Origin of the sequence: uncultured Virgibacillus sp. (assembly GCF_947495635.1) — a bacterium.
GTDB lineage: Bacteria > Bacillota > Bacilli > Bacillales > Amphibacillaceae > Virgibacillus > Virgibacillus salarius.
Map to the genome: position 1 here is coordinate 25,178 of NZ_CANMAB010000019.1, position 23,615 is coordinate 48,792.

Consider the following 23,615-nt stretch of genomic DNA (forward strand, 5'->3'; position numbering starts at 1 on the left):
ATTTTATACTTCCCAAATAATTGAAACTGCTATGGTGTGATTTCTTTATCATAGTAAAATGGAACAAATCGAATGCTATCACCGTTCTTAATACAGTCTACAATGGGCAGGTACATCTCGTTAATCTCTCCAACAACATTTACTCGCTCATCTTTTGGATAATTTTCACGCATGATTTGTATTTCTCCAGAGTATCGTTTGTATTTCTCATTATCGATAGTGATTTTTCCTCTGAATCTTTCTGAACAGTGCTCTGATATGATTTTCTCTCCTTGACTCGCATAACCTCGCGATTCTTGCAATCGTATTAAACCGTGTGGTGAATCAATGCGAATGGTGTATACTTGATTATATAAGTAATCGTAATTATCCGTAAATGATACTGGAACAGAGATAATCTCATCTGATTGGTAGTCTTCAATTAGTTTTAACTGTTCTGATGAGATTTGTACATCACTTAAGAATACTTGATCAACCAAACTTTTTGTTATCAAATCAAGATAAGCTAAGTAAGGTGGCCAGCCGCGATGCTTCTCTAGAGTCGGTAAACCTTCATAAATTGGACCTCGTAATGCTTGATCACCTGGTATAAAAGCAATTATTTGGACAGATCCTTTTTGTTTGATAGCTTGATTCTTTGTTTCAAATAGCTTCTCATCTAATCCTGTTTCAGGTCGCGGATAAAAATTATGCATCGCATATAACAACTTCCCTTCTAGTGGCAATGGAACAGATACATCTAAGGTCGAGGCATTGAAAGCGATAGGAATCTTCTTTGCTAATTGTGTGATTTCTCTTTCATTAAAACCGTAATCCAAACGCAGTACAGAAATATGTAAATCTTTTACAAGTGAAAGTATATCTTTCTGCTCGAATATCGCTAATGTTTTCGGAGAAACATCAGCGATAATATTAAAGTCATTCTGATATAACCAATGGCACATTTCTTTTGTTTTGTTCACATAGTCATCGTCTACCTCTTCTGCAATATGTAAAGAAGTAAAAACAAGGGTATTTTTCCGGTTTATAGTCTTTAACATTGGCAATTGTTTTTCGAAGGTTGAGGTGTAAACAGAGAACCCAAGTGGATTATGCATTGGCTACATCCTCCTTTTTTATAAATAATAGTGTAATTATAAAGCCACAAATGTAAGAAATAAAAATACCGATTACGTAATGAATCATTTTATCTGCTTGCATTAATGGAATAGCTACGAGTCCTGACGGTCCCCAAGCATTCGCCATGACGTGTGTCATCATCACATATGCTCCACCAAAGCCAGCACCTAGGCCTGCTGTAATAAATGGTTTACCCAGTGGTAAAGTAACACCATAAATCAATGGTTCTCCAATACCTAGCAAACCAGCTGGTAAAGCACCTGCGATAATTTGTTTCATTCGGTGATTACCTACTTTTTTACAAATTAAATAGATCGCTATGGCAGCTCCTACTTCACCAGCACCTGCCATAGCGAGTACAGGAAATAAGGAAACTCCTCCTAGTGCTTCTAATTGAATCGCATAAATTGGAATTAATCCATGATGAAGACCTAATAGTACCATGGGTAAAAATACTGCGGCCAGAATATAGCCCGAGATAATATTAACTACTGTATTATCAGAACCAATGATCACACTTAATGCACTTACGAGCCAATCAGATAATACACCAGATACTGGCATTATAATGAATACGAATAAAGCTACGGCAATAAGAAGTGTTAAAACGGGTGTAGCAATCAGATCAAATACATCGGGTATTCGTTTACGTATCGCTTTTTCTATCTTTGCCAAAAGAAATACACCAAAAATAACACCTATGATACCGCCTTTTCCTGTTGTTAAAATAGAATTTAATGGCTCCTCTGCATCATAGAGGTTAAAAAGTTGAGAAAGTTCAACGATTGGTGCTGCTATTGATATGGCACCAATCATACCACCCAGTGCCTCGGTTGCACCAAATCGCTTTGCTGCATTTACACCAGTAAAAATTGCAAAATATCCTAAAAAGCCTGTTCCAATAAGCGAGAATAGCAATCGAATGGCTTCCCAAAAGTCATTTGTTAGTGTTCCTTCTCCTTGTAATGTACCAATTAAGCTACTAAATCCGTTAAAAATACCAGCTGCAATAATCGCAGGAATCATTGGAATGAAGATACCAGAGATTGTTTCAAGCGCAGACTTTAGTTTACTTTTTTTCTGTTTTTGCTTGATGGAAGCTTTATTGTCCTGCCAATTTTCGGTTACCTTTTGATGGTCATCAGTAGATACATCACTATCTTCTGACACTTTATATCGTTCCAATAGCAAATCCGCTAACTTTTTAGCTTTCCCTGGACCCACAATTATTTGGAGTGTTTCAGCTTGAACAACACCCATTACACCTTCCAATTCCTTTAAACTTTCTACTTCTACTTTATCTTCATCTTTCATTCGAATACGTAAACGGGTCATACAGTTGGTTGCTGCTTGGATGTTACCTTCTCCACCAATTCGTTTAACTATCTGATCAATTAATTTCTCATTTTGATTCGCCATAAGAACCCCTCTCTCATCTTTTATTGTATTGTCTTTCTTATATGTCCATTTGCTTTTTCAAGACTTGCTTTTGCAGTTGTTATATCACTCCCTAGTAAAATCATGGTAATGGCTAATTTTACATCTCCTTCTCCTTCTTTTAATTTGGCTTTTGCTGTCTCCATATCTACTTCCGTAGCAGCCATCACAATACGTAGAGCCCTTGTTTCAAGTTTTTGGTTGGTTGTTTGTAAATCTACCATTAAATTTTTATAGACTTTTCCAATTCCAACCATTGAGATAGTAGAAAGCATGTTTAAAATCAACTTTTGAGCAGTAGCAGCTTTCAACCTAGTAGAACCAGATAACACCTCTGGTCCAGTTGTTACTTCAATCGGAACTGTCGCAACCTTTCCAATTGGAGAATGTTGATTGCAAGCAATGGCGACGGTTTTTGCCCCAATCGAATTAGCATAGTTTAGTGCTCCAATCACATAAGGTGTTCGGCCGCTAGCCGCTAACCCTACTACAATGTCATTTTCTTTCAATTGAAGCTCTTTTAAATCCTGTTCTGCCAATGTCCTACTATCCTCGGCACCTTCAACTGCTTTTGTAAAAGCCTTTTCACCTCCAGCAATAAGTCCAATCACTTTTTCAGGGGGGGTACCAAATGTTGGTGGACATTCTGCTGCGTCAAGCACACCTAAACGTCCACTTGTTCCTGCACCGATATAAATTAATCTCCCATTACTTTCGAAAGACGAGATTATAGATTTTACCGCCTGCTCAATAGCTGGTAAGACAGGCTCGATTGCTTTGGCTACTTGTTGATCCTCTTGATTCATTACTTTCAGTGCTTCTATAACAGACATTTGATCCAAATTCATTGTCTTCGTATTTTGTTTTTCCGTTGTCATATTATTAAGGTTAATCATTGAGATTAGACCCCTTTCTTATCTGATTTTTTTCTAGAATAGCAATTGATTCTTCGTATTGAATATTCATATAACTCGTATATAAAATATCTACTAGATTCAACTGAGATATTCTAGAGGACATTGCTCCACTTCGAAACACATACTCATTTGCTGCAACAAAAAGATTATAATCAGATATTCCAGAAATGGTTGCGCTTCCATATTTTGTTATAGAAATAAGTTTGGCTTGATTTTCTTTAGCTGTTTTTGCGCATTGAATCATTTCCTCTGTTTCTCCTGAATATGAAATAACTATTCCGATGTCATTGTCTGTCATATTTTTTGCCATTAACAATTGTGTATGCCAGTCTTCTGCAACATAAACCATTTTATTAATTCGAGTAAATTTTAGTTGTGCATCCTTAGCAACAATAAGCGAAGCACCGATTCCAAACAACACAATCTTTTCGCAATCATGAATTGATTTCACACAATCTTCTATGACATTAATGTCAAGTAAACTTGACGTTTCTTCTAGTGATAAAATATTTTTATTGGTCACCTTATCAACCACTTCATTCACACTATCTACTTTGTTAACATCAGCAATCTGTTTATTCTTGTAACTGGTTCTAACAGCTTGCTCGTATAATAGTGACTTAGAAAATTCTTTATAACCTGAAAAACCATTCTTTTTACAGAGACGAATAATAGAAGAAGGTGATGAAAAAGTGTGCTCAGCTAATTGATAAATTGTCATTTTTGCTACTTCTTCTGGGTGATTTATCACAAATGAAATAATTCCTTGTTCTGTTGTACTTGCTTGCTCGTAATACTCCTTAAATCGAATTGTTGCGATTTTCACTCGATTGTTCCTCCTTACTATAGTTTGATCATAGTCATTGTAAAACTAAGTGTCAATAAAATATCTTTATAGTGAAACTTTATACCATATATTGAAATTATTTTATCTTTTATCGTCAATTATATGAAACTTTCTACTAATTTGTCTTAATTGCAGCACTGATTTGCGGTTTTGAAATTCGAAAATCAATTTATATGGAAAAATCTAACAAAACAAATATAGTTGGTAAAATTAGAGGAACAATTTCTAATTGATTACCTTCAACCATGGGACAAATTTGGCTTTAAGGAAAACAGAAAATAGAATTAATAAATATAAAATTTGTAATGACAATTACATGAGTTAGCAATACGTGAATAGTAAAAATAAGTGCATAAAACTTGAATAAATTCTATAAAGTTAATATAGTACCACATTTGCTAGATAATAATTGGGGGAGAGGTTAAGAAGATGAATTTAGATGAAATGTCTATTAGTAAGATTATGACTTATATGAATCAAGAAGATAAAACAGTTCCTTATACTGTTGAAAAGGCATTTCCACAAATTGAACCAGTAATTACAAAAGTAGTAGAAACTATACAAAATGGTGGCAAGGTTGTTTATATGGGGTCTGGAACTAGCGGTAGATTAGGGGTACTTGATGCATCTGAATGTCCACCTACTTTTGGTGTAAGTCCAAATCTGTTTACAGGGTTAATTGCTGGTGGAGATACAGCGATTAGGAATGCGGTAGAGAATGCAGAAGATAGTCAAGAAAGTGGCGCAAAGGATGCCGGTCAAACATTGACAGAGGGTGACCTATTAATAGCAGTTGCAGCTAGTGGACAGACACCTTATGTCATTGGGGGAATAAAGCAAGCGAAAAAAATGGATGTTCCTACAGCTGGAGTGGTTTGTTCCGATAATTCTACAATTAGCCAATTGGTTGATTTTCCCATAGAATTAATCGTTGGAGAGGAGATAGTACAAGGTTCAACCCGTTTGAAAGCTGGTACTGCACAAAAATTAGTTTTAAATATGATTTCAACGATCTCCATGATAAAATCAGGAAAAGTTTATCAAAATTATATGGTTGATGTACAAGCATCTAATGAAAAATTAAGAAATCGAACAATATCTATCATCCAAGATATTGCAGATGTAGACGAAAAAACAGCATTAGTGAAGTGCAATAATAATTTAAAAGCAGCTACTCTAGTAAGTAAATTTCAAATTGAGCCAAATAAGGCTTTTGAAATTCTTGAAGCCGCGAGTAATAATTTAAGAAGAGCAATGGCTATATTAAATGAGCAATAAAGCGAGTGAGGTGGGACAGTTGGTTAATGTTATCGGTATAGATGGTGGCGGAACAAAAACACATGCTATTTTGGCCGATTCGCATGGTAATACAATTACTCAATATATTACTGGACCGTCTAATCCCAATGCAGTTTCACCCGAAGCATTGGAGCATACATTTAAATCTATTTTCGCTCATCTTAAAAGGGAATATCCAGAAGAGTTTAATAAGGTATCTGGGGTGTATGCTGGGATAGCTGGTGCCGGAAGCAAGAATTCCCAGCAGCAATTACATAAATTGATTTCTCTCTATATACCAAATAATTGTAGGCTACAAGTAGAAGTGGATGCATTAAATGCATTGTATTCTGGAACTTTCGGGAAACCAGGAATTGTTCATATTTCCGGAACTGGTTCAGTATCTTATGGAATAAATCATCAGCATAAGCAAGATCGAGTAGGTGGCTGGGGACATTTACTGGGAGATGAAGGTAGTGGCTATGATATTGGGAAAAATGGAATATCTGCCGCATTGAGGTTTTTTGATGGAAGAAGTCATGAAACAATTCTCTTGGAAATGATTTATGACTATTTTAATGCGAAACATGTTCGAGAGGTTATCGATCAAATCTATTTTTCTGCTGAATCAAAGAAAATAATTGCAAGTATGGCAAAACTTGTGTTTAATGCATATAAGGCAGGTGATATTCCTGCAAAAGAAATAATAGAAAATGCGGCAAAGGAGATAGTGCTAAGTATTCTAACGCTTCATGAGAAGCTTTTTCCTGATAATCGATATGTGAAAGCGGTTTTATGTGGTGGAATCTTTCAGGATGATGCTATATTACCACCGCTAGTGAAGGAAGGAATTATGAATGGTGAACATAATATAACTATTGTTCAACCAACTTTATTACCAGCTCAGGGTTCCTTGATAGGATGTTATTTGAGCCTTGGGAAAAATATAACTCCAACGATGATTACAAATATGCGAAATCTAAAGTAGGGGGCGATATTAGATGTCACAAATGAAGGGTGGATTGGTTATCTTAAATGATATGATAAACAGTTTGCCTCCATCAGAACAGAAAATAGCAAATTATATATTATTACATCCGGAAGATTCTATACTACTTACAGCTTTACAGTTAGGCGAGAAGAGTGAAACGAGTAGTGCTGCGGTAATTCGTCTATGCAAATCGCTTGGTTTTAATGGTTTTCAAGAATTAAAACTACGTGTTGCAGGAGATTTAAGAGTGAATGAATCAGAAGGCTATCGAGATATCGAGCCCAACGAGGAATACGCAAAGATCATAGAGAAAGTAAACACTAATACGATACAGACATTAAAGGACACGGTGGACATTTTAAATATGGATCAGATAAAAGAAGCCGTTCAATTATTAATTAGAGCAAGATCTATTTTATTTGTAGGATTTGGAGCATCATATATTGCAGCGAAGGATGCAGAACAGAAGTTTCTCAGAGTTAATAAGCAGGTGCATTCATTTTCTGATCTACACATGGCGGCTACTGCAATTGCTAATAAAGGATCGGAAGATGTTGTAATTGGTATTTCCTTCTCAGGTGATACCTTTGAGGTGACAAAATTACTAGAGATGGCCAATAATAATAATTGTAATACGATTAGCATTACAAAATATGGTAACTCATCAGTTGCTAGTATTGCCGATACAAACCTTTATATTTCTGCTGCAAAAGAAGCAACATTTAGAAGTGGTGCAACAGCTTCTAGAATTGCTCAGTTGCATTTAATTGATGTGCTGTTCATGTGCTATGCTTCTGAAGAATATGACAAAACGGTAGAAAGATTAGATTCAACAAGAGAAGCATTAAGCAGTTTTAAACAACAATTTGATACGAAGCGAAAGATAAAAATAAAACGAGATAAAGGATGAAAGAGGCTGAGACAATAGAATGAAGAAACAATCAAAAACGAACGATAAGGTGGTTACCCCCAAAAGTTAGAGTTTATACTATGCAGCTGATTGGCTGGATTGCGTTCGGTACTCAACTGGACTCAGCCCAGCCAATTTTTCCTTTACCCCCTTTTGTTTTAATTCCAGGCCTTCCTTACCTTGTTTGCGAAATTTTTTCATCCAGAGTTTAACAATGGACGAAGTGCTCAACTTAAATTGAACAGCAGTTTCTGTATAAGAAGCACCTGTCTCTAACATAAATTGTATCGCATCTAATTTAAATTGAACAGAATACTCCTTCTTTGTATTTCTTCGTTCTAGTCCCTCCATACCGTGACGTTCATAGTTTTTCACCCATTCATATATTGGTGTAAAGCTACCCATATGATATTTTTTGGCTAAGGAACGATATGAAAGATTTCCATCTATATTCTCGGTGACAACCTTCACTTTAAATTCTTCACTATATTTAGCCACAAAAACACCCCCTGAAGTTAGACTTTTTACTCTAACTTCAGGGGGGCGTCATCGTATTTGAAATTAATTATCGCTCGTTTTTTGATTAGAATCATTCATTTAGCATCTGAAATAAGCGAGACTCCGGCGCGAACAGCACGAGTCCGAAGATCCACGTGGTAACGTGTTTTTCTTTACCAAGTTAGCTGAGGCCGTGCCCGTGGAAAGCGCGTATATTTTCACGGTGCGGCGATAATCCTCCTATTGATAACATGATTATTCGTATGTTGAGTAAAGAAGTTGTGTTTTGTCCTAGCCTCCTTTTATCCTACATATAACTGGTAGTTAGCGCCCCCGCTTCAAGCAATAAAGTGAAAGCAATATGGATAAAAGGAGAGATCAACTGCCAGTAAATGTCCGATTGGTTTAAGGGCCTTTAGGTCAAACCCTTGTGGTACTAACAATCCGCGAGCGATAAACATTTCCCTCACGGATGGAAGCTTCACTTTATTTAAAATTTACAATGAAATAGTTCTACACTATAATCTAGTAAAAGTGTGATTTTTTTGATTTTTCACTAAAATATGTCCGTAAAGGGGAGGAGTAATGAAACTAATATCGTGGAGTAAGGATAGAATAAGTGAATTGGTACAGTTATGGAATAAAGAAATCGGTCAATATTTTCCAATGAGAGAGGAATTATTTGGACAAAATAGTTTTGCAGATACGAATGTATGTTACGAAGCATCACAAATTGCGGTTAATGCTGAGAATAAAACTATTGGTTTCATTGTTGCTAAAAAATGGCAGGATGAAATTGAAGTAGGGTTACCCGCTAATACTGGTTGGATTCAAGTGCTACTTGTTCATCATAATTATCGTCATCAAGGTGTAGGTAAAGCATTGCTAGCTCATACAGAAAATACATTTAAACAAAGTGGAGTAACTAGAATTATTCTTGGACAAGATGTGTGGCATTATTTTCCGGGGATACCTAGTGTACTTCCACAAACATCAGCGTGGTTTGAGCATCAAGGATATCAAGCAAATGGTAAAGCGTTTGATTTACTAAGTAGTTATACGGCGTTAAGTTACCCCAAACCAAACAAGCCTGGTGTTGAATTATCTTTATTAAAGAAAGAAGAAAAGAGTTCGTTACTGACTTTCTTAAATCGATGTTTTCCAGGAAGATGGGAATATGAAGCCATTCAATATTTTAAGCACGGTGGAACTGGCAGAGAGTTTGTCGTATTGAAAAAAAATCAGCATATTATTGGTTTTTGCAGAATCAATGATGCAAGCTCACCGATAATAGCACAAAACGTTTATTGGAGCCCATTATTTAACGAAGCGTTAGGTGGTATAGGTCCGCTCGGGGTAGATGAGCAGGAACGAGGAAATGGTTATGGTAAAATGGTAGTTCAAGCTGGAATTCATTATTTAAGAGAACGTGGTATTAACCGAATTGTAATTGATTGGACCGGACTAGTGAACTTCTACAAGCAATTAGATTACGGTGTTTGGAAAAGCTATTGGTACTATGTTAAGGATTTAGTAAAATAGAAAATATTAAAAAATCAGTGGGCTCTCTTGCTTTTGTAAGAGGGCATTTTATATGTTCTATGAAGGATTAGCACAAATAACTATATTCTGTAAAATATTAGTAATATATTACATGTTATTTTGGTTTCTTAGAAAAAGCCAAATTCTAGTATTTAAAGGCATTGCTTAGTTATTTTCCTCATCACGAAAAAATAACTAGATAAATAGCAAGGTATAGGAATTAAAGCTTGTTCTTTACATACAATAAATAAAAAGCGCTTTGTTAACACTATTAGTAAATGCTGGAAAATGGTTGATTCCCATTAATAGATATCCTATTAGTGTGAATTCATATAAAAATTAAGTGAAAAAGGGGGAGTATACAGTTGAAGGGAATACTAAAATTCCGCTGGATATTGCTGTTTTTAGCTATATTTCTAGTGACTTTAGCCGTAGGGTGTTCTTCAGAGGATGACGCTTCGGAAGAAGGTACTGGAAATGATTCAAGTGAAGGTGCAAAGGAGGTGGAAGGCGAAATAGCAGGTGATTTGGAAATACAATATTTTGTTGGGGGATACGGGGATTCATGGTGGAAAGAAGTTATTGCTGATTTTCAGAAAGAATACCCGGATGTTACTATCATTGAGCATGCAGGACCTAATATTAATGAAGAAATGCGATCACGTTGGGTATCGAATGATCCACCAGATGTTGTATATATTGATGGAGCGGGTTCTAGCGAAACGCAAATGGTAGAAGATGGACAATTAATGAATTTAACAGATTGGGTAGAAGGAATTGAACTAGAAAATGGTGATAAATTAGTAGAGAGCTTTATTGTAGATCCTGGTAAATTCGATGGAGAGATTTATTCGTTGCCTTTAGTTTTTGATACGTGGGGAACCTGGTATGATCGAGCCTTATTTGAAGAGAAGGGGTATGAAGTTCCTACAGATTTTGATAGCTTTATGAATGCTATGGCTGAAATTAAAAAGGGAGAAGGAATTGATCCGTTTGTAACGTCAGGTCAGCATCCCTATTATTTCCTTCGAGGAATGCTATATCCAGCATTTGGAGCAGCTGGAGGTGATGAATTATTAGCGGATTTAATTACTGGAAAAGAAGGGGCATGGACGAGTGATATCGTTTTAGAAACGATGAAAAAGGTAGAGAAAATGCAACAAGAAGGAATGTTTGATTCGGGTCTTGGTGCATTAAATCATACGCAGTCACAAATGAATTTTCTTTTGCATAAAAACGCCTTTATTCCAGTAGGTTTCTGGTTACCGAATGAAATGGCTAATGATATTCCAAAAGGATTTGACTTTGGATTTATACCTTCTCCAATGCAGGATGTAGGTGAGCCATTTGCTATTGTACCTGACTTACGTCCATTGGCAATTGCAGAAAATGCTGAAAATCCAAAGGCGGCAAAGGCTTTTGTTGAATTTGCCTTCACTAGAGAGTATGCTATGTCCTTCTCCGAACATACGGGGGCAATTATGAATCTAACAGGGGTAGATTTAACTGCGAATGATAAGATACCTAGCTATTTGACAGAGGCTAATGCCATGATAAACGATCCAGAACAAGTACAAATCTATGAAAAACCTCATCCAATGAGCGCCGATTTGGAAACGCCAATCGGAAATGCGCTGATGTCATTAATGCTTGGGAATATGACGGCAGAGGAATTCGTGAAAGAAGCCGAAAAAGCAGCTGAAAATTACCGTAATAGTAATTAAATGACAATGTAAGTGATGCCCGTCAGCTTTGTTTCACTGCTGACGGGGATTATTATCCGCAAGTCAGTATGGATGATGTTTAAGCAAAGCCTAGGAAGAATGATGTCGTGCTTAGTCCTTTATTTAGGTTACAGATATTCATTTCTTATAGTTCAATAGAAAGAGTGATTTGATGGTACAGTCAAAAAAACAGAAATATCTGTTTCTAGCATTTTGTTTAGTGCCGACATTTATCATGTTCGCGATTTTTACACTTTATCCATTGTTTAGCGGTCTTTATTATTCCTTCTTCGATTGGTCAGGTGCCTCGCAACATAAAGAGTTTGTCGGTTTAGCAAATTACATCAGCTTGTTGAAGGATGCTATTATCCCGGATACGATCATTCATGATTATTTTCTCGTTGTTACAAAGGTGATTGGTATCATGATTCTTGCTATGTTTTTTGCAGTGGCATTAACACAGTTAAAAATCAAAGAAGCACCATTTTATCGAATTGTTTTCTTTTTTCCGAATATCATGTCTGTAGTAGTTATTGGCATCCTATGGACGTTTATATATAACCCCAATTTAGGACTTATTAATTCTGGGTTGGAGTTTTTAGGCTTAGAAAGCTTTGCCAAGCCATGGCTTGGCGATGAGAATTGGGCACTACCAAGTCTTGTTCTTCCATCCATCTGGGCAGGTATTGGTTTATTTTTATTGATGTTGATGGGAGGAATAGCGAATGTGTCCAAAAGCTATTATGAAGCAGCGGAGATCGACGGTGCAAGTCAATGGCAGCAATTTTGGAAAGTAACCCTTCCGCTAGTGTGGCCACAAATTAAAATTTCTGTCCTCTATATTGTAATTACTACACTGAACGGATCTTTCATTATCGTACAGGTCATGACTGGTGGTGGACCAAACAATGCTACACATGTAATGGGGTCATATCTGTATCAACAAGCATTTGTGCAGTATAATTTTGGCTATGGGGCTACCATTGGAGTTATGATATTGATTCTTTCGCTACTTACGGTACTAATATTACAGTTCTTTATGCGTAGAGAAAAAGTGGAATATTAATTCGATTGTGTATGAAAGGAGGAGCTACCGTTGAAGCGAAGTGTTGGACAAATTCTTGGAAGGACAGGGATTCGAATACCATTAATCCTTTGGACAATAGCTGTATTATACCCTATCTTTTGGATGTTTCTTGGATCCTTTAAGTCAAATGCAGAAATTTATCGTAATCCATGGGGGATACCGGATTCATTTAATATCCAAAATTTTGTAACAGCATGGTCCAATTACAATATTGATATTAGTGTATTTAATAGCTTGGTTGTAACCTTAGTCGGTGCATGTTTGACCTTAATTCTCTCTATTCCAACAGCATATGCTATCGAACGAATCCATTTTCGTGGAAGTAAACTACTATTTACCTTATATGTATCAGCGATGATGATTCCAATGGTGTTAGGCTGGATTCCGTTATTCTTCCTTTTAATGAAATTGAACCTGTTGGATAATATTTTCGGATTGGCAATTGTATATGCTGTAAGTCAACTACCATTTTCTATTTTTGTATTAACAAGCTTTATTAGTACAATCCCCAAATCATTAGAAGAATCAGCAGCTATGGATGGAATGTCGCCATATCGTGTTCTGTGGAAGATCATTACACCGTTAAGTCTGTCAGGTATTATCACCGTCACCATAATGAATGTTATTCAATTTTGGAATGAATATTTTATGGCTTTAATATTTCTACAAAGTAGCGAGAACTATACACTTGCTTTAGCAATTGATTATATAAGTAGTGAGGCGCAGTATACAAATGCATGGGGAACGTTATTTGCCAGCCTAGTAATTGCTATTGTTCCTGTTATTATTTTATACGCTATTTTCCAGCAACGAATTGCTAAGGGGATGACAGAAGGGGCAATAAAGGGATAAAAAAAGGTGGTGGATGACAAGTTTCCACTCACCTTTTTCTAATAGTCTAGGAAATTAAAGGAAATTATAAATGTAGCCCATGCGGATAAGTAGGGGCATGTTGAGCCGAGAGCGACTTCACGAATCGCCCTAATCTAAGACATCATCGGCTCGCAAGCTTATAGTGATTTCTTTATCTCCGTTGACTCGCTCCAGTCGTTACGTTTCTAATCGAGCGTTTGCGCTTTTGTTCTTAGTCCTTCCATGTATTTTTTAAAACGCGGATCCAATTGCCATGGGCAATTTTTTGTAGCTCTTTATCAGAGAAACCATGTAGTCGTAGCTTATTCATCAGGTTAGGTAATCCAGTAACGTCTTTCATACTGTCCGGAACGGTTGTACCATCAAAGTCTGAGCCTAGGGCCACATGCTCTATGCCAAATTGTTCCGCAATATATGCGATATGGTGAACGATTTCATCAAGAGAAATAGCTGTACCAAATTGTCCATCCGCTCGAATCATATTAACAGCATAATTAATTCCAACAACACCATTACTCTCTTTTATCGCTTGTAGCTGTTTATCAGTAAGATTTCTCGAAATTGGACAGATTGCGTGAACATTAGAGTGTGTGGCAACAATAGGTGCATCGCTTAGATTTGCCACATCCCAAAAACCTCTTTCGTTTAAATGCGTCGTGTCGATCATTATTCCCAATTCGTTACACTCGCGAACCAGGTTTTTCCCTGCTTTTGTAAGCCCATCACCTATATCGGGTGTAGCTGGATAGCGGAAAGGGACTCCATGTCCATACTTGTTTGGGCGGCTCCAAACTATTCCCAGAGAACGTAATCCAGCTTGATAAAGGATATGGAGGGCATTAAATTCTTCATCTATTGCTTCAGCGCCTTCCATATGAAAGATAGCAGCAATTACATCGCTGTTTAAACAATGTTCTAATTCTGCGGCATTTTTAACTACTTTTAATGTGCCATTCGATACAGATTCAAGTTTAAATAAGTTTGCAGCAAGCGTATTTGTGTAATTTAACGCTGACATTTGATTAATTGGTGGAGGTAACGGGATATCGTAGCCGTTTTTTGTTAAATATTTTTCCGGTTCTGCATCATAGTCCGAATTGGGAGTGAAAGCAGCAAAGAATCCCCCACAAAAATTTCCCCTTCGCGCACGAGGCAAGTCAATATGTCCTTTAGCGGTTTCAGAAAAAAATAAGCCCTCCATATCTTCTGGATCGTGCAAAAGTCTTAACAACGTATCGTTATGTCCATCAAATATAGGAAAGTCATTCATGGAAACATCTCCTTATCCGTTTAAGCTTAATCCTTAGTTTAGCATGCCATTTAAAAAAATAGTAGGTTCTAAAATTAGCGGTATTGGCTAGTAAAAGTTCCATAGTAATATAGTTCTTTTTTAATGCTTGTAACTGAAGCATATACTATTCTCCTATTAAATGGTGAATCATAGGTAGTTCATTCTAATCATTTTTTGAAAAGTTAGATTTATTTGATAAATAGTAGTAGATATTTCCATATTTCTTTGCTATTGTCAAAATAACTACATACATACGAAGGATTAACATCTATGACCTGAATATCTTGAGGGAAGGTAGGTGTTATTTTTTTAGTAGATTTGAGTGTGAGATTCATGTTGGCAAGTTGATTCAATTCGACATTAATCCTCTTTGAATTTGCACAAGAATGTTGGGTTCCCACGTAAGCTAATTTTCTAAAGGGAGGAAATATCATTGAAACATTACCGATTGATATCCATCATCTCGGTAGTCCTGTTCTTCATTATGTTTCCGTTATCTAGCTTTGCAAACCAAGAAAATAAAAAAGATGCAAGCAATGATGAAATTAGAGAAATCATCGAGGGGATGACACTTGAGGAGAAAATAGGTCAGCTCTTTGTTGTGCATGTTTATGGACAAACTCCTACTGATCCAGATTATGAAGACATTAATTTGCGTAATCATCGTGGCGGAAAAAACTTTCAGGAAGTTATTGAAAATTACCATGTCGGTGGAATCATCTATTTCAACTGGACAGGAAATATTGGCATGCCGCTTGATGCTGCACAAGTAAATGGATTATCAAACGGATTACAGGAAATTGCGATGGATCAAGATTCTTCCATCCCATTATTTATTTCCACAGATCAAGAGGGGGGAATTGTCCAAAGAGTAACAAGTCCGGGTACTGTATTTCCAGGGAATATGGCGCTTGGAGCTACAAGGTCGGAGGATTATGGCACGCGTAGTGGCAGTATTATCGGAGAAGAACTGAACAGCCTTGGAATTAACATGAATTTTGCACCAACGGTAGATGTTAATATGAATCCAGAAAATCCAGTTATCGGTATTCGCTCATTCGGGGAGGATCCAAATCTTGTATCTAACCTTGGTGTAGCTCAAGTAAAAGCTTATAAAAAGGAAAATGTAATATCTACAGCCAAGCACTTTCCTGGTCATGGTGATACAGCAGTAGACTCTCATTATGGATTGCCAATTATCGATCACGATCTGGAAACACTGCATGAAGTAGATTTAAAGCCATTTAAAGAAGCCATTGATGCCGGAATTGAATCGATTATGACTGGGCATATCGTAGTACCGGCCCTTGATGATTCGGGATTACCAGCTACATTATCGGAACCAATTTTAACCGATTTACTTCGAGAAGAAATGGGGTTTGACGGATTAATTATTACGGATAGTCTAGGAATGTCGGGAGCAAACGTCGTACCACCTGAACGAGTACCGGTGGAGGCCTTTAAGGCAGGAGCTGATATTTTATTAAATCCGCCAAATGTTGAGCTTGCATTTAATAGTATGCTTGAAGCTGTTCAATCTGGAGAGGTTAGTGAAGAAAGACTGGAAGCGTCTTTATATCGTATTCTACATGCGAAAATGGACAATGGCTTGTTTGAAGATCCGTATACAGACTCAGAGGCTATTCAAAATATTGGAGTAGCTGAGCATTTACAAACAGCACAGGAAATTGCTGATAGAAGTGTAACGCTTGTTAAAAATGATAATAACGTGCTACCGCTTGAAGAAACGGAAAAAGTGCTAGTGACAGGTCCATCAGTAGCGAAGCCTGTTATGGTATCAAATCTTTTACAGGAAAAAGGGATCAATACGAGTAGTTATCCTACAAGCACATCTCCTACAGACCAACAAATAGAAGAGGCAGTTGCACATGCTAATACTGTAGATAAGGTAATAGTAACTTCTTATACAGCTAATACAAATGAAAGTCAGCAAGAATTGGTTTCAGCATTACAGGCATCAGGCAAGCAAATCATTGTATCTGCCCATCGAAATCCTTATGATATCATGGTTTTTCCTGAGGTGGATGGGTATTTAAGTACCTATAGTTATTTAGAGGTTTCTATGAATGCAGTAGCAGATGTTTTAACTGGTAAACAAAATCCATTCGGTAGATTACCAGTTACCATTCCAGAGCTGTACGATATTGGTCATAGCCTAGATTATATTGAAACAGAGCTTAGTGCAGATGGAATGAAGGAGCTTGTTGCTGAATTAGTTAATCAAGGTGAAATAATAAACGGTGAACGAAAACTAACGATGCATTTAACGGCAGTTAGTCGATATGAGCAAACTGGATTATCAGATAAAGTAATTAAGCATATGGATAGTTTCCAAAGATTATTAGAGCATCAGCTTGAAAATGATGCTATATCAGAAAAAGCATTTAGTTATCTGGATACGCAGGCAATTCTTTTAATAGAGCATTGGCAATCACAATAATAATTGCAATTATCGGGGGTATTGTACGTTGTTATGGACAAAACAGAAAAGAAATCATAAACGATGGGTACAACATGTTCTTGTGCGTACTTTAGCGAGTATGTACATTCTCTTTATGATTATATGCCAGATTTCTTCACCTACTACTGCTTCATTTTCAGATTCATCCAAGGTTAGCGGTACAATTGTAGCCTATAAGGAAGATAAGAAGCCTAAATCAAATGAAGATGATCCTGTGAATACTGATCAGACACAGAAAGAATCTGTAAAAAATCAGCCTAATAAGGAAGAAGATAAATTAGATAACAAGGAAGCTTCGGAGCAGGGATCAGCAGAAGCTGATGTAGAAGAAGCTACAGAAAGAGAAACTGAAAAGAAACAGCCTAGTGATGAAGATAATGCTGTTAATAAAGAGGAATCCTCTAGTAAACCAGAACAAGAAAAACAGAGAAATAAAGCAGAAAAAGAGGTTAACGGAGAAGTGTCTGAACGGAGTGATTCTGCCAATGAAGAACAAAGCGCTACTAAAGAAAATCAGTAGTGGGTTAACGAGCTTACTATTCATATTTCTACTATGTATGCTATTTCTTGTGTTCATTTCTAAGGTGACAGGAAATGAAGGAAATCTATTTGGATATCAACTGAAAACAGTTTTATCTGGATCAATGGAACCTAAAATCGATACAGGCTCAATAATCTCCATTAAAACTGGCGGGGATATGACAAGGTTCCATAGAGATGATGTTATCACATTTAATACGAAAGATGACATGATTGTCACGCACCGAATTACCGAAGTATTAAATGATGGAGAACAATATATTACAAAAGGTGATGCGAATGACGGACACGATCTAAGTCCAGTACTTTCAGAGAAAATCATTGGATATTATACAGGATTCACTATTCCGTATGTAGGGTACGTGATAAATTTTGCTAGTTCTCGTGAAGGAGCAGCCTTGCTCCTTATTTTGCCAGGATTTTTACTCCTAACTTACTCCTATATTATTATTCGTCGTACGCTCAGACAGGTGAAAGAAGTAATGGATGAAAAAGATATGAAGACTGGGAAAAAGACCCATTTTAATAAAAAAGGGGAGGATTTTCAATGAATATCAAAAAGCAATTAGGTATGGGAATGGTTTCAGCTGCATTAGGAATATCATTAATAAGTGGTGGTACATTTGCTTATTTCAGTGATAGCGAAACAACGAACAATACATTTGCTGCTGGTACGTTAGATTTAGCTGCCGAACCTACAGAAATTATTCAAGTAGAGAATATTAAACCTGGAGATTCGATGGTACGAGATTTTGAACTACAAAATAATGGAACACTCGATATTGATAAAGTATTACTTGATACAGATTATACCGTAGGAGATGCTAATGGTGATAATACCGCCGACTTTGGGGAGCATATTGAGGTTGAATTCCTCTATAACGCAGATAAATTAGATGAAGTAATCTACCAAACTACGTTAGCTGAATTACGACAGATGACCCCCGAGGCAGTGAATGAACATGTGTTTGATCCATTACTTGGAGAGCAAGGATTGCCAGTTGATTCCATTGATGATTTAGTAGTGAAGTTTAATTTCGTAGATAATGGTGAGGATCAGAATCAATTTCAGGGTGATTCTCTTCATTTAGAATGGACATTTACAGCAACCCAAGAAACAGGTGAAGAAAAATAACTGTTTATCCCGCATGTAGAGTGCCGTAGGACTCCCACTTTAAGTGCCAGAGTTAGTGAAAAATAGTCAAAGTGGGTGAAAAGGTACTTAGATGCCCGATTCGTTTAACTAATCTTCAGTAGGAGATGGAAGAAAACTCCTATTGAATGAAGTTTCACTTTATTTGAGGGGGGATGACCGGTATGAGAAGACAAGGTAAATCATTCTTGCTTATTTTAATATTTGCCATATCTATCATATTCACTAACCTTGAGGTTGGACAAGCCTCTGATCAGGAATTAGTACCTGGCGAACCGGCCAGTGTCGATATGATTGATAACCCATTACAAGATATCGATTATGCTATTGATCAAGCTATCGCTGAACAGGTAATGCCTGGAGCAGTTGTATTTGTTGCTAGAAAAGGGAAAATTGTAAAACACGAAGCGTACGGATATGCAGCACGATATACAGATGCAGATTTTACAGAGATGGAGCAGCCTATTGAAATGCAAAAAGATACGATAGTTGATATGGCTTCCATTTCAAAATTATTCACTGCAACAGCAGTCATGCAATTATGGGATCAAGGTATGTTTGATTTGGATGATCCTGTAGCTGATTATATACCTGAGTTTGCTGTAAATGGAAAAGAATCGGTTACTATTCGTCAGTTGCTCACACATACTTCAGGGTTTGCGCCGAGTCCTTCAAGATCTCTTTATTTAATAGAAGGGGGGAGGGATGGCCGGTTAGACTTCGTTTTGAATGAATCATTGCAGAATCCTCCAAATACAGAATATGTATATAGTGATGTTAATTACCTTACATTAGGTATATTGATCGAACGGTTAAGTGGAACGAGACAAGATCATTTTGTAGCTGATCACATCACAGACCCCTTAGGAATGGAAGACACCATGTATAACCCATCGTCTACACTACGAGAGCGTATTGCTGCTACTGAATATCAGCCGTGGACAAATCGAGGATTGGTATGGGGAAGTGTTCATGATGAGAATGCTTGGTCACTTGATGGTGTAGCTGGACAAGCTGGTATCTTTAGCACAGCAGCTGATCTAGCGACATTTGCACAAATGATGTTGAACAAGGGAGTATATAGTGGAGAAAGAGTACTGTCAGAACAAGCTGTAGAATTAATGAATACGAATTGGAATGACGCATTTCCAGGGCAAGATCAAGGATTAGGTTGGGAATTGAATCAGAGCTGGTATATGGATAACTTAGCAGAAGAAAATACGATGGGGCATACAGGTTATACGGGGACTTCGATTGTAGCAAGCCCAAATCAAGAAACAATCGCTATACTATTAACCAATCGGGTACATCCAACTCGTGAAACCGTATCTACAAATCCGATTCGCCGCAAGGTTTCTGAGCTTACTGCCGCAGCGATACATGCTTGGAGTGCAGAAAGTATGAAAGCGCAAGTAGAGATATTAGCAAGAAAAGGCGCCTTTACTAGCGAGCGAGCTGCCTATATGGTTAAACTTCACCTAACTGCGATTAGTAGATATGAAGAAATAAAAGATACTGAAAAAGTAATGAAGCATCTACAAGGATTTCAAGATCTATTAGACTACCAAAAGCAAAATCAATTGATTTCTGAGGATGCTTACACTACTTTGATAAATGATTCTGCATATTTAGTTAATAAGTGGAGATTGAAAGAGTAGTGAAAAGTAAGTTCCTAAGAGAATAATTTTCTATATGTGAAGTGAAAGACAGCTATGACTCACAAGTAATAAGGTGGGATTAGCTGTCTTTTTTGCTTCATATCCATATTGAAGTTGGAGAATTCCAGGAGGGGTGAATGATGAAAAAGGTAGTTGTAATAGTTTTAAGTCTAGCATTTATATGTTATACACTATCCATGGTTTTGGCAGATAGTACGAATGGAAGACTTGAAAATACGCAAGATGAATTAAAACTGGGTGTCGAAGTTTTATTAGATGAACAAAAAGAATTAATAGAGGGGAAGCGTGTTGGTTTAATTACCAATCCTACGGGAGTGGATCAAGCGTTAAATAGTATTGTTGATCGGTTACACAATGATCCTGCTGTAAATCTAACAGCACTTTATGGCCCAGAGCACGGCGTTCGTGGCGATGCACAAGCAGGAGAATATGTAGAGTATTATATTGACGAACAAACGGGCTTGCCAGTTTATAGCTTATATGGAGAGACAAGAAAGCCAACTCCAGAAATGCTAGAAAATGTGGATGTCCTGCTATTTGATATTCAAGATGTAGGAGCGCGTTTCTACACGTATATTTATACTATGGCTTATGCGATGGAAGCAGCGCAAGAGAATGGAAAAGAATTTATTGTTTTGGATCGCCCTAATCCATTGGGAGGGTATGACGTAGGAGGGCCCGTTCTTGATCCGGACTATGCTTCATTTGTAGGAAACTATCCAATTCCATTACGTCATGGATTAACTGTAGGAGAGTTGGCAAATTTATTTAATGAGGAATTTGCTATTGGTGCCGATCTAAAGGTTGTGGAAATGAATGGCTGGGAGCGCGGTATGTATTATAATGATACAAATTTAGAGTTTGTGATGCCGTCACCTAATATGCCGACGTTTGATACTGCTCTTGTATATCCGGGAGCAGCTTTAATTGAAGGAACTAATGTATCAGAAGGACGTGGTACGACAAAGCCATTCGAATTAATAGGAGCGCCTTTTATAAACAGTACTGAATTTGCACAGGCTTTGAATGAATTGGAAGTACCAGGTGTGTTATTCCGAGCAGCTTCGTTTACCCCGATGTTTTCAAAGCATAGCGGAACACTTACTCACGGTGTTCAAATTCATGTTATCGATAAAGAAGCATATCAGCCAGTAATTACTGGGCTGCATATTTTAAAAGCAATTCATGACATGTATCCGGATGAATTTGCATTTCGGGCCGAAAATAGCTCCGGTATATCTTTCTTTGATAACCTAATTGGTAATGGGTGGGTCCGTGAAGCAATTGAAAATGGTGACGCAGTTGAAGAAATGGTGATAACTTGGAATCAGGAGTTAGAGAGATTTAAGCAAACGCGAAGAAATTATTTACTTTACAAAATACTTGTAGATAATATGCAAGCAGCTGTGGATAGGTTCACAGAAAGTGGTGCCATTGAAGAAGCTGCAAAGCGGAAATTAACAATGCATTTAACAGCAGTAGCTCAATATGAAGAGAAAGGACAAGCTGATAAAGTAAGAAAACATATGAAAGGCTTTAAGCTCTTATTAGATCAGCAGAAAGATAGTCAACGAATTGTAGAGGAGGCTTATAGCTATTTAATGAAGCAAGCCAACGATATGATTAAACAATGGCAATAAAGAACGAGGCTGAGACAAAAAGAATGAAGAAACGGTTAAAAACGAACGATGATTAGTTGAAATTAATTATCGTTCGTTTTTTGATCAGAATCATTCATTTAGCACCTGAAATAAGCGAGACTCCGGCGGTAACAGCACGAGTTCGAAGATCCACGTATTAACGTGTTTTTCTTTACCAAAGTTAGCTGAGGCCGTGCCACGAGTATAGTTTAACGGTGCGGCGATGATACTCCTATTGATAACATGATTATTCGTATTTTGAGTGAAGAAGTTGTGTTTGTCCCAGTCTCGTTTTTGAAGCAATATTTTAAACGCTATCCGAAGTAACTTTAAGCATTTATTCAAAGGAGATGTGTACAAATTGAAGAAAATTGCTATAGTTTTATTTTCATGCATCGTTTGTTTTCCCACTTTATCCATCTTTAGTGCTGCTGAATTTAATGACTATGTAAATGAAGAGGAAATACCTATTAAAGTGGCTACCTATAATATGGCTGCTGGAAGGGGAACGGATGGAAACTATCAGTTGGAGCGAATAGCTGAAACCATCCAAGAAACTGGAGCAGATATCATAGGTCTTCAGGAAGTTGATGTTCATTGGGGGGCTAGGAGTAACTACGACAATACCATTCAATTACTTGCGGAAGAACTGGATATGTATTACTATTTTGCTCCAATTTATGATATGGAACCAGCCCAAGGTAGTGACCATCGTAGACAATTTGGGGTAGCTATGTTAAGTAAATATCCCATTACAAATGCAGCTAATAGGCAAATCACCAGACTTTCTACTCAAGATCCTAATCCTGAGCCGAGACTGGCACCAGGATTTTTAGAAGCAGAAATCACAATTGAAGGAGCGGTGGTTCACTTTTATGTTACTCACTTAGACTATCGTTCTAATCCAGCAATTAGGGAAATGCAAGTTAGTGATATGAGTGCAATTATGTTAGAAAATAATTACAATATTTTAGTTGGAGATATGAATGCTAGACCGAATGCAGAAGAATTGCATCCGTTATTTCAATGGTATGATGATGCATGGCATATCAATGATGTGCAAGGATATACGTATCCATCGACAGTTCCTAACCGGAGAATCGATTATATTTTTACGTCACCTCGTATGAAGATAGACGCTGCTCAAGTAAACATGTCCAATGCATCTGACCATCTTCCAGTCACAGCAGATGTAACAATCCTTCGTGAAAATCACTCCTATTCGATAAGAGGAATGAAATCGCTTATAGACTATTATGAACAACGAGGGGAGTTAACAAATCAGCAGCTGATCAATCGAACTCGATTACACTTAGATATACTTCATTATTATGAGGAAAAAAATCGAAAAGATAAAATGATAAAACACTTGGACAGTTTTGTAGACTTGCTTACCTATCAAAAAAATCATCAAATGATCTCAGATGAAGCGTACGATGTACTTGTATCAGATACAGAATTTTTAAGAGCGTGCTGGAGTTCTGAAAAATAACAAACGTGTAGGCGATGTATACGTACATCGTCTTTTTGATAAGTTAAGAAAGTATAAAATCAGTGCAATGACTGCGTTAAGCCAAGTAGTTATTTTGAAATGGTTGATGTATATT

General features: G+C 37.0%; 19 protein-coding genes and 1 pseudogene. 14 read left to right on the forward strand and 6 right to left on the reverse strand.

The genetic code is table 11. The annotated features are described in order from the left end of the window. Positions 1-29: 29 nt before the first annotated feature. Genes Q1A47_RS06455 through Q1A47_RS06470 form a run of 4 tightly spaced genes read right to left on the reverse strand, consistent with a single transcriptional unit; the run spans position 30 to position 4,299 of the window. A complete protein-coding gene (locus Q1A47_RS06455) occupies positions 30-1,097 on the reverse strand; it encodes a MupG family TIM beta-alpha barrel fold protein (protein ID WP_166530187.1) in 1,068 nt (355 codons plus the stop codon). Continuing rightward, positions 1,090-2,538 carry a PTS transporter subunit EIIC gene (locus Q1A47_RS06460; RefSeq protein WP_121605711.1) on the reverse strand — a complete coding sequence of 483 codons (1,449 nt, stop codon included), beginning with the start codon at positions 2,536-2,538 and terminating at the stop codon, positions 1,090-1,092. Before Q1A47_RS06460 ends, Q1A47_RS06455 begins: the two co-directional genes overlap by 8 nt. A gap of 20 nt (positions 2,539-2,558) precedes the next feature. Beyond that, positions 2,559-3,452 (reverse strand): N-acetylmuramic acid 6-phosphate etherase, encoded by an 894-nt coding sequence (murQ, locus tag Q1A47_RS06465; protein ID WP_121605710.1) that lies wholly within the window; start codon positions 3,450-3,452, stop codon positions 2,559-2,561. Continuing rightward, on the reverse strand, positions 3,445-4,299 hold the full coding sequence (locus Q1A47_RS06470) for a MurR/RpiR family transcriptional regulator (RefSeq protein WP_121605709.1): 855 nt from the start codon (positions 4,297-4,299) through the stop codon (positions 3,445-3,447). The genes murQ (Q1A47_RS06465) and Q1A47_RS06470 overlap by 8 nt, the downstream gene beginning before the upstream one ends. Before the next feature lie 450 nt (positions 4,300-4,749). On the opposite strand from Q1A47_RS06470, the gene murQ (Q1A47_RS06475) reads away from it, so the two are divergent. From murQ (Q1A47_RS06475) to Q1A47_RS06485, 3 genes are read left to right on the forward strand one after another with little or no spacing between them, the layout of a single operon-like run. Further along, positions 4,750-5,598 carry an N-acetylmuramic acid 6-phosphate etherase gene (gene murQ, locus Q1A47_RS06475; protein WP_166530186.1) on the forward strand — a complete coding sequence of 283 codons (849 nt, stop codon included), beginning with the start codon at positions 4,750-4,752 and terminating at the stop codon, positions 5,596-5,598. Beyond that, positions 5,588-6,586: an N-acetylglucosamine kinase gene (locus tag Q1A47_RS06480; RefSeq protein WP_080668717.1), complete on the forward strand. Its 999-nt coding sequence runs from the start codon at positions 5,588-5,590 to the stop codon at positions 6,584-6,586. The genes murQ (Q1A47_RS06475) and Q1A47_RS06480 overlap by 11 nt, the downstream gene beginning before the upstream one ends. A gap of 13 nt (positions 6,587-6,599) precedes the next feature. Next, positions 6,600-7,499: a MurR/RpiR family transcriptional regulator gene (locus tag Q1A47_RS06485; protein ID WP_034679317.1), complete on the forward strand. Its 900-nt coding sequence runs from the start codon at positions 6,600-6,602 to the stop codon at positions 7,497-7,499. Positions 7,500-7,577: 78 nt separating this feature from the next. Here Q1A47_RS06485 and Q1A47_RS06490 read toward each other — a convergent pair whose 3' ends face one another. Then, on the reverse strand, positions 7,578-7,997 hold the full coding sequence (locus Q1A47_RS06490; protein ID WP_166530185.1) for a helix-turn-helix domain-containing protein: 420 nt from the start codon (positions 7,995-7,997) through the stop codon (positions 7,578-7,580). A gap of 585 nt (positions 7,998-8,582) precedes the next feature. On the opposite strand from Q1A47_RS06490, the gene Q1A47_RS06495 reads away from it, so the two are divergent. The 4 genes from Q1A47_RS06495 to Q1A47_RS06510 all read left to right on the forward strand — a co-directional run bounded on the left by Q1A47_RS06495 (position 8,583) and on the right by Q1A47_RS06510 (position 13,202). Beyond that, positions 8,583-9,539 (forward strand): GNAT family N-acetyltransferase, encoded by a 957-nt coding sequence (locus tag Q1A47_RS06495; protein WP_026680690.1) that lies wholly within the window; start codon positions 8,583-8,585, stop codon positions 9,537-9,539. A 365-nt stretch (positions 9,540-9,904) separates the two neighbouring features. Beyond that, positions 9,905-11,263, forward strand: coding sequence for an ABC transporter substrate-binding protein (locus Q1A47_RS06500; RefSeq protein WP_026680689.1), 1,359 nt, complete (start codon positions 9,905-9,907; stop codon positions 11,261-11,263). A 172-nt stretch (positions 11,264-11,435) separates the two neighbouring features. Beyond that, the gene (locus Q1A47_RS06505) at positions 11,436-12,329 is read left to right on the forward strand and encodes a carbohydrate ABC transporter permease (RefSeq protein ID WP_166530184.1); all 894 of its coding nucleotides are present in this window, start codon (positions 11,436-11,438) and stop codon (positions 12,327-12,329) included. Positions 12,330-12,359: 30 nt separating this feature from the next. Next, positions 12,360-13,202 (forward strand): carbohydrate ABC transporter permease, encoded by an 843-nt coding sequence (locus tag Q1A47_RS06510; RefSeq protein ID WP_026680687.1) that lies wholly within the window; start codon positions 12,360-12,362, stop codon positions 13,200-13,202. A gap of 232 nt (positions 13,203-13,434) precedes the next feature. Here the strand turns inward: Q1A47_RS06510 and Q1A47_RS06515 are convergent, their stop codons facing one another. Beyond that, positions 13,435-14,493, reverse strand: a complete 1,059-nt coding sequence (locus Q1A47_RS06515) for a dipeptidase (protein ID WP_026680686.1) — start codon at positions 14,491-14,493, stop codon at positions 13,435-13,437. A 454-nt stretch (positions 14,494-14,947) separates the two neighbouring features. Here Q1A47_RS06515 and Q1A47_RS06520 point away from each other — a divergent pair, with 454 nt between their 5' ends. The 7 genes and pseudogenes from Q1A47_RS06520 to Q1A47_RS06550 all read left to right on the forward strand — a co-directional run bounded on the left by Q1A47_RS06520 (position 14,948) and on the right by Q1A47_RS06550 (position 23,500). After that, on the forward strand, positions 14,948-16,975 hold the full coding sequence (locus Q1A47_RS06520; RefSeq protein ID WP_034678842.1) for a glycoside hydrolase family 3 protein: 2,028 nt from the start codon (positions 14,948-14,950) through the stop codon (positions 16,973-16,975). A 28-nt stretch (positions 16,976-17,003) separates the two neighbouring features. Continuing rightward, on the forward strand, positions 17,004-17,516 hold the full coding sequence (locus Q1A47_RS06525; RefSeq protein WP_026680683.1) for a SipW-dependent-type signal peptide-containing protein: 513 nt from the start codon (positions 17,004-17,006) through the stop codon (positions 17,514-17,516). Beyond that, positions 17,482-18,087: a signal peptidase I SipW gene (sipW, locus tag Q1A47_RS06530; protein ID WP_051388299.1), complete on the forward strand. Its 606-nt coding sequence runs from the start codon at positions 17,482-17,484 to the stop codon at positions 18,085-18,087. Before Q1A47_RS06525 ends, sipW begins: the two co-directional genes overlap by 35 nt. Next, on the forward strand, positions 18,084-18,671 hold the full coding sequence (locus tag Q1A47_RS06535; protein ID WP_026680682.1) for a CalY family protein: 588 nt from the start codon (positions 18,084-18,086) through the stop codon (positions 18,669-18,671). The genes sipW and Q1A47_RS06535 overlap by 4 nt, the downstream gene beginning before the upstream one ends. A gap of 182 nt (positions 18,672-18,853) precedes the next feature. Continuing rightward, a complete protein-coding gene (locus tag Q1A47_RS06540; protein WP_166530183.1) occupies positions 18,854-20,347 on the forward strand; it encodes a serine hydrolase in 1,494 nt (497 codons plus the stop codon). A 140-nt stretch (positions 20,348-20,487) separates the two neighbouring features. Then, positions 20,488-21,744, forward strand: a pseudogene (locus Q1A47_RS06545) (DUF1343 domain-containing protein); the annotation flags it as partial. Between the two features lie 625 nt (positions 21,745-22,369). Then, positions 22,370-23,500 (forward strand): endonuclease/exonuclease/phosphatase family protein, encoded by a 1,131-nt coding sequence (locus Q1A47_RS06550; RefSeq protein ID WP_226983545.1) that lies wholly within the window; start codon positions 22,370-22,372, stop codon positions 23,498-23,500. The last annotated feature ends 115 nt before the right edge of the window (positions 23,501-23,615 follow it).

Excerpts from the sequence above, each read along its gene's own strand:
- Q1A47_RS06455 (WP_166530187.1), bottom strand. The coding sequence starts at position 1,097 with ATGCATAATCCACTTGGGTTCTCTGTTTACACCTCAACCTTCGAAAAA.
- Q1A47_RS06460 (WP_121605711.1), bottom strand. The coding sequence starts at position 2,538 with ATGGCGAATCAAAATGAGAAATTAATTGATCAGATAGTTAAACGAATT.
- murQ (WP_121605710.1), bottom strand. The coding sequence starts at position 3,452 with ATGATTAACCTTAATAATATGACAACGGAAAAACAAAATACGAAGACA.
- murQ (WP_166530186.1), top strand. The coding sequence starts at position 4,750 with ATGAATTTAGATGAAATGTCTATTAGTAAGATTATGACTTATATGAAT.
- Q1A47_RS06480 (WP_080668717.1), top strand. The coding sequence starts at position 5,588 with ATGAGCAATAAAGCGAGTGAGGTGGGACAGTTGGTTAATGTTATCGGT.
- Q1A47_RS06485 (WP_034679317.1), top strand. The coding sequence starts at position 6,600 with ATGTCACAAATGAAGGGTGGATTGGTTATCTTAAATGATATGATAAAC.
- Q1A47_RS06495 (WP_026680690.1), top strand. The coding sequence starts at position 8,583 with ATGAAACTAATATCGTGGAGTAAGGATAGAATAAGTGAATTGGTACAG.
- Q1A47_RS06505 (WP_166530184.1), top strand. The coding sequence starts at position 11,436 with ATGGTACAGTCAAAAAAACAGAAATATCTGTTTCTAGCATTTTGTTTA.
- Q1A47_RS06515 (WP_026680686.1), bottom strand. The coding sequence starts at position 14,493 with ATGAATGACTTTCCTATATTTGATGGACATAACGATACGTTGTTAAGA.
- sipW (WP_051388299.1), top strand. The coding sequence starts at position 17,482 with ATGAAGAACAAAGCGCTACTAAAGAAAATCAGTAGTGGGTTAACGAGC.
- Q1A47_RS06535 (WP_026680682.1), top strand. The coding sequence starts at position 18,084 with ATGAATATCAAAAAGCAATTAGGTATGGGAATGGTTTCAGCTGCATTA.
- Q1A47_RS06540 (WP_166530183.1), top strand. The coding sequence starts at position 18,854 with ATGAGAAGACAAGGTAAATCATTCTTGCTTATTTTAATATTTGCCATA.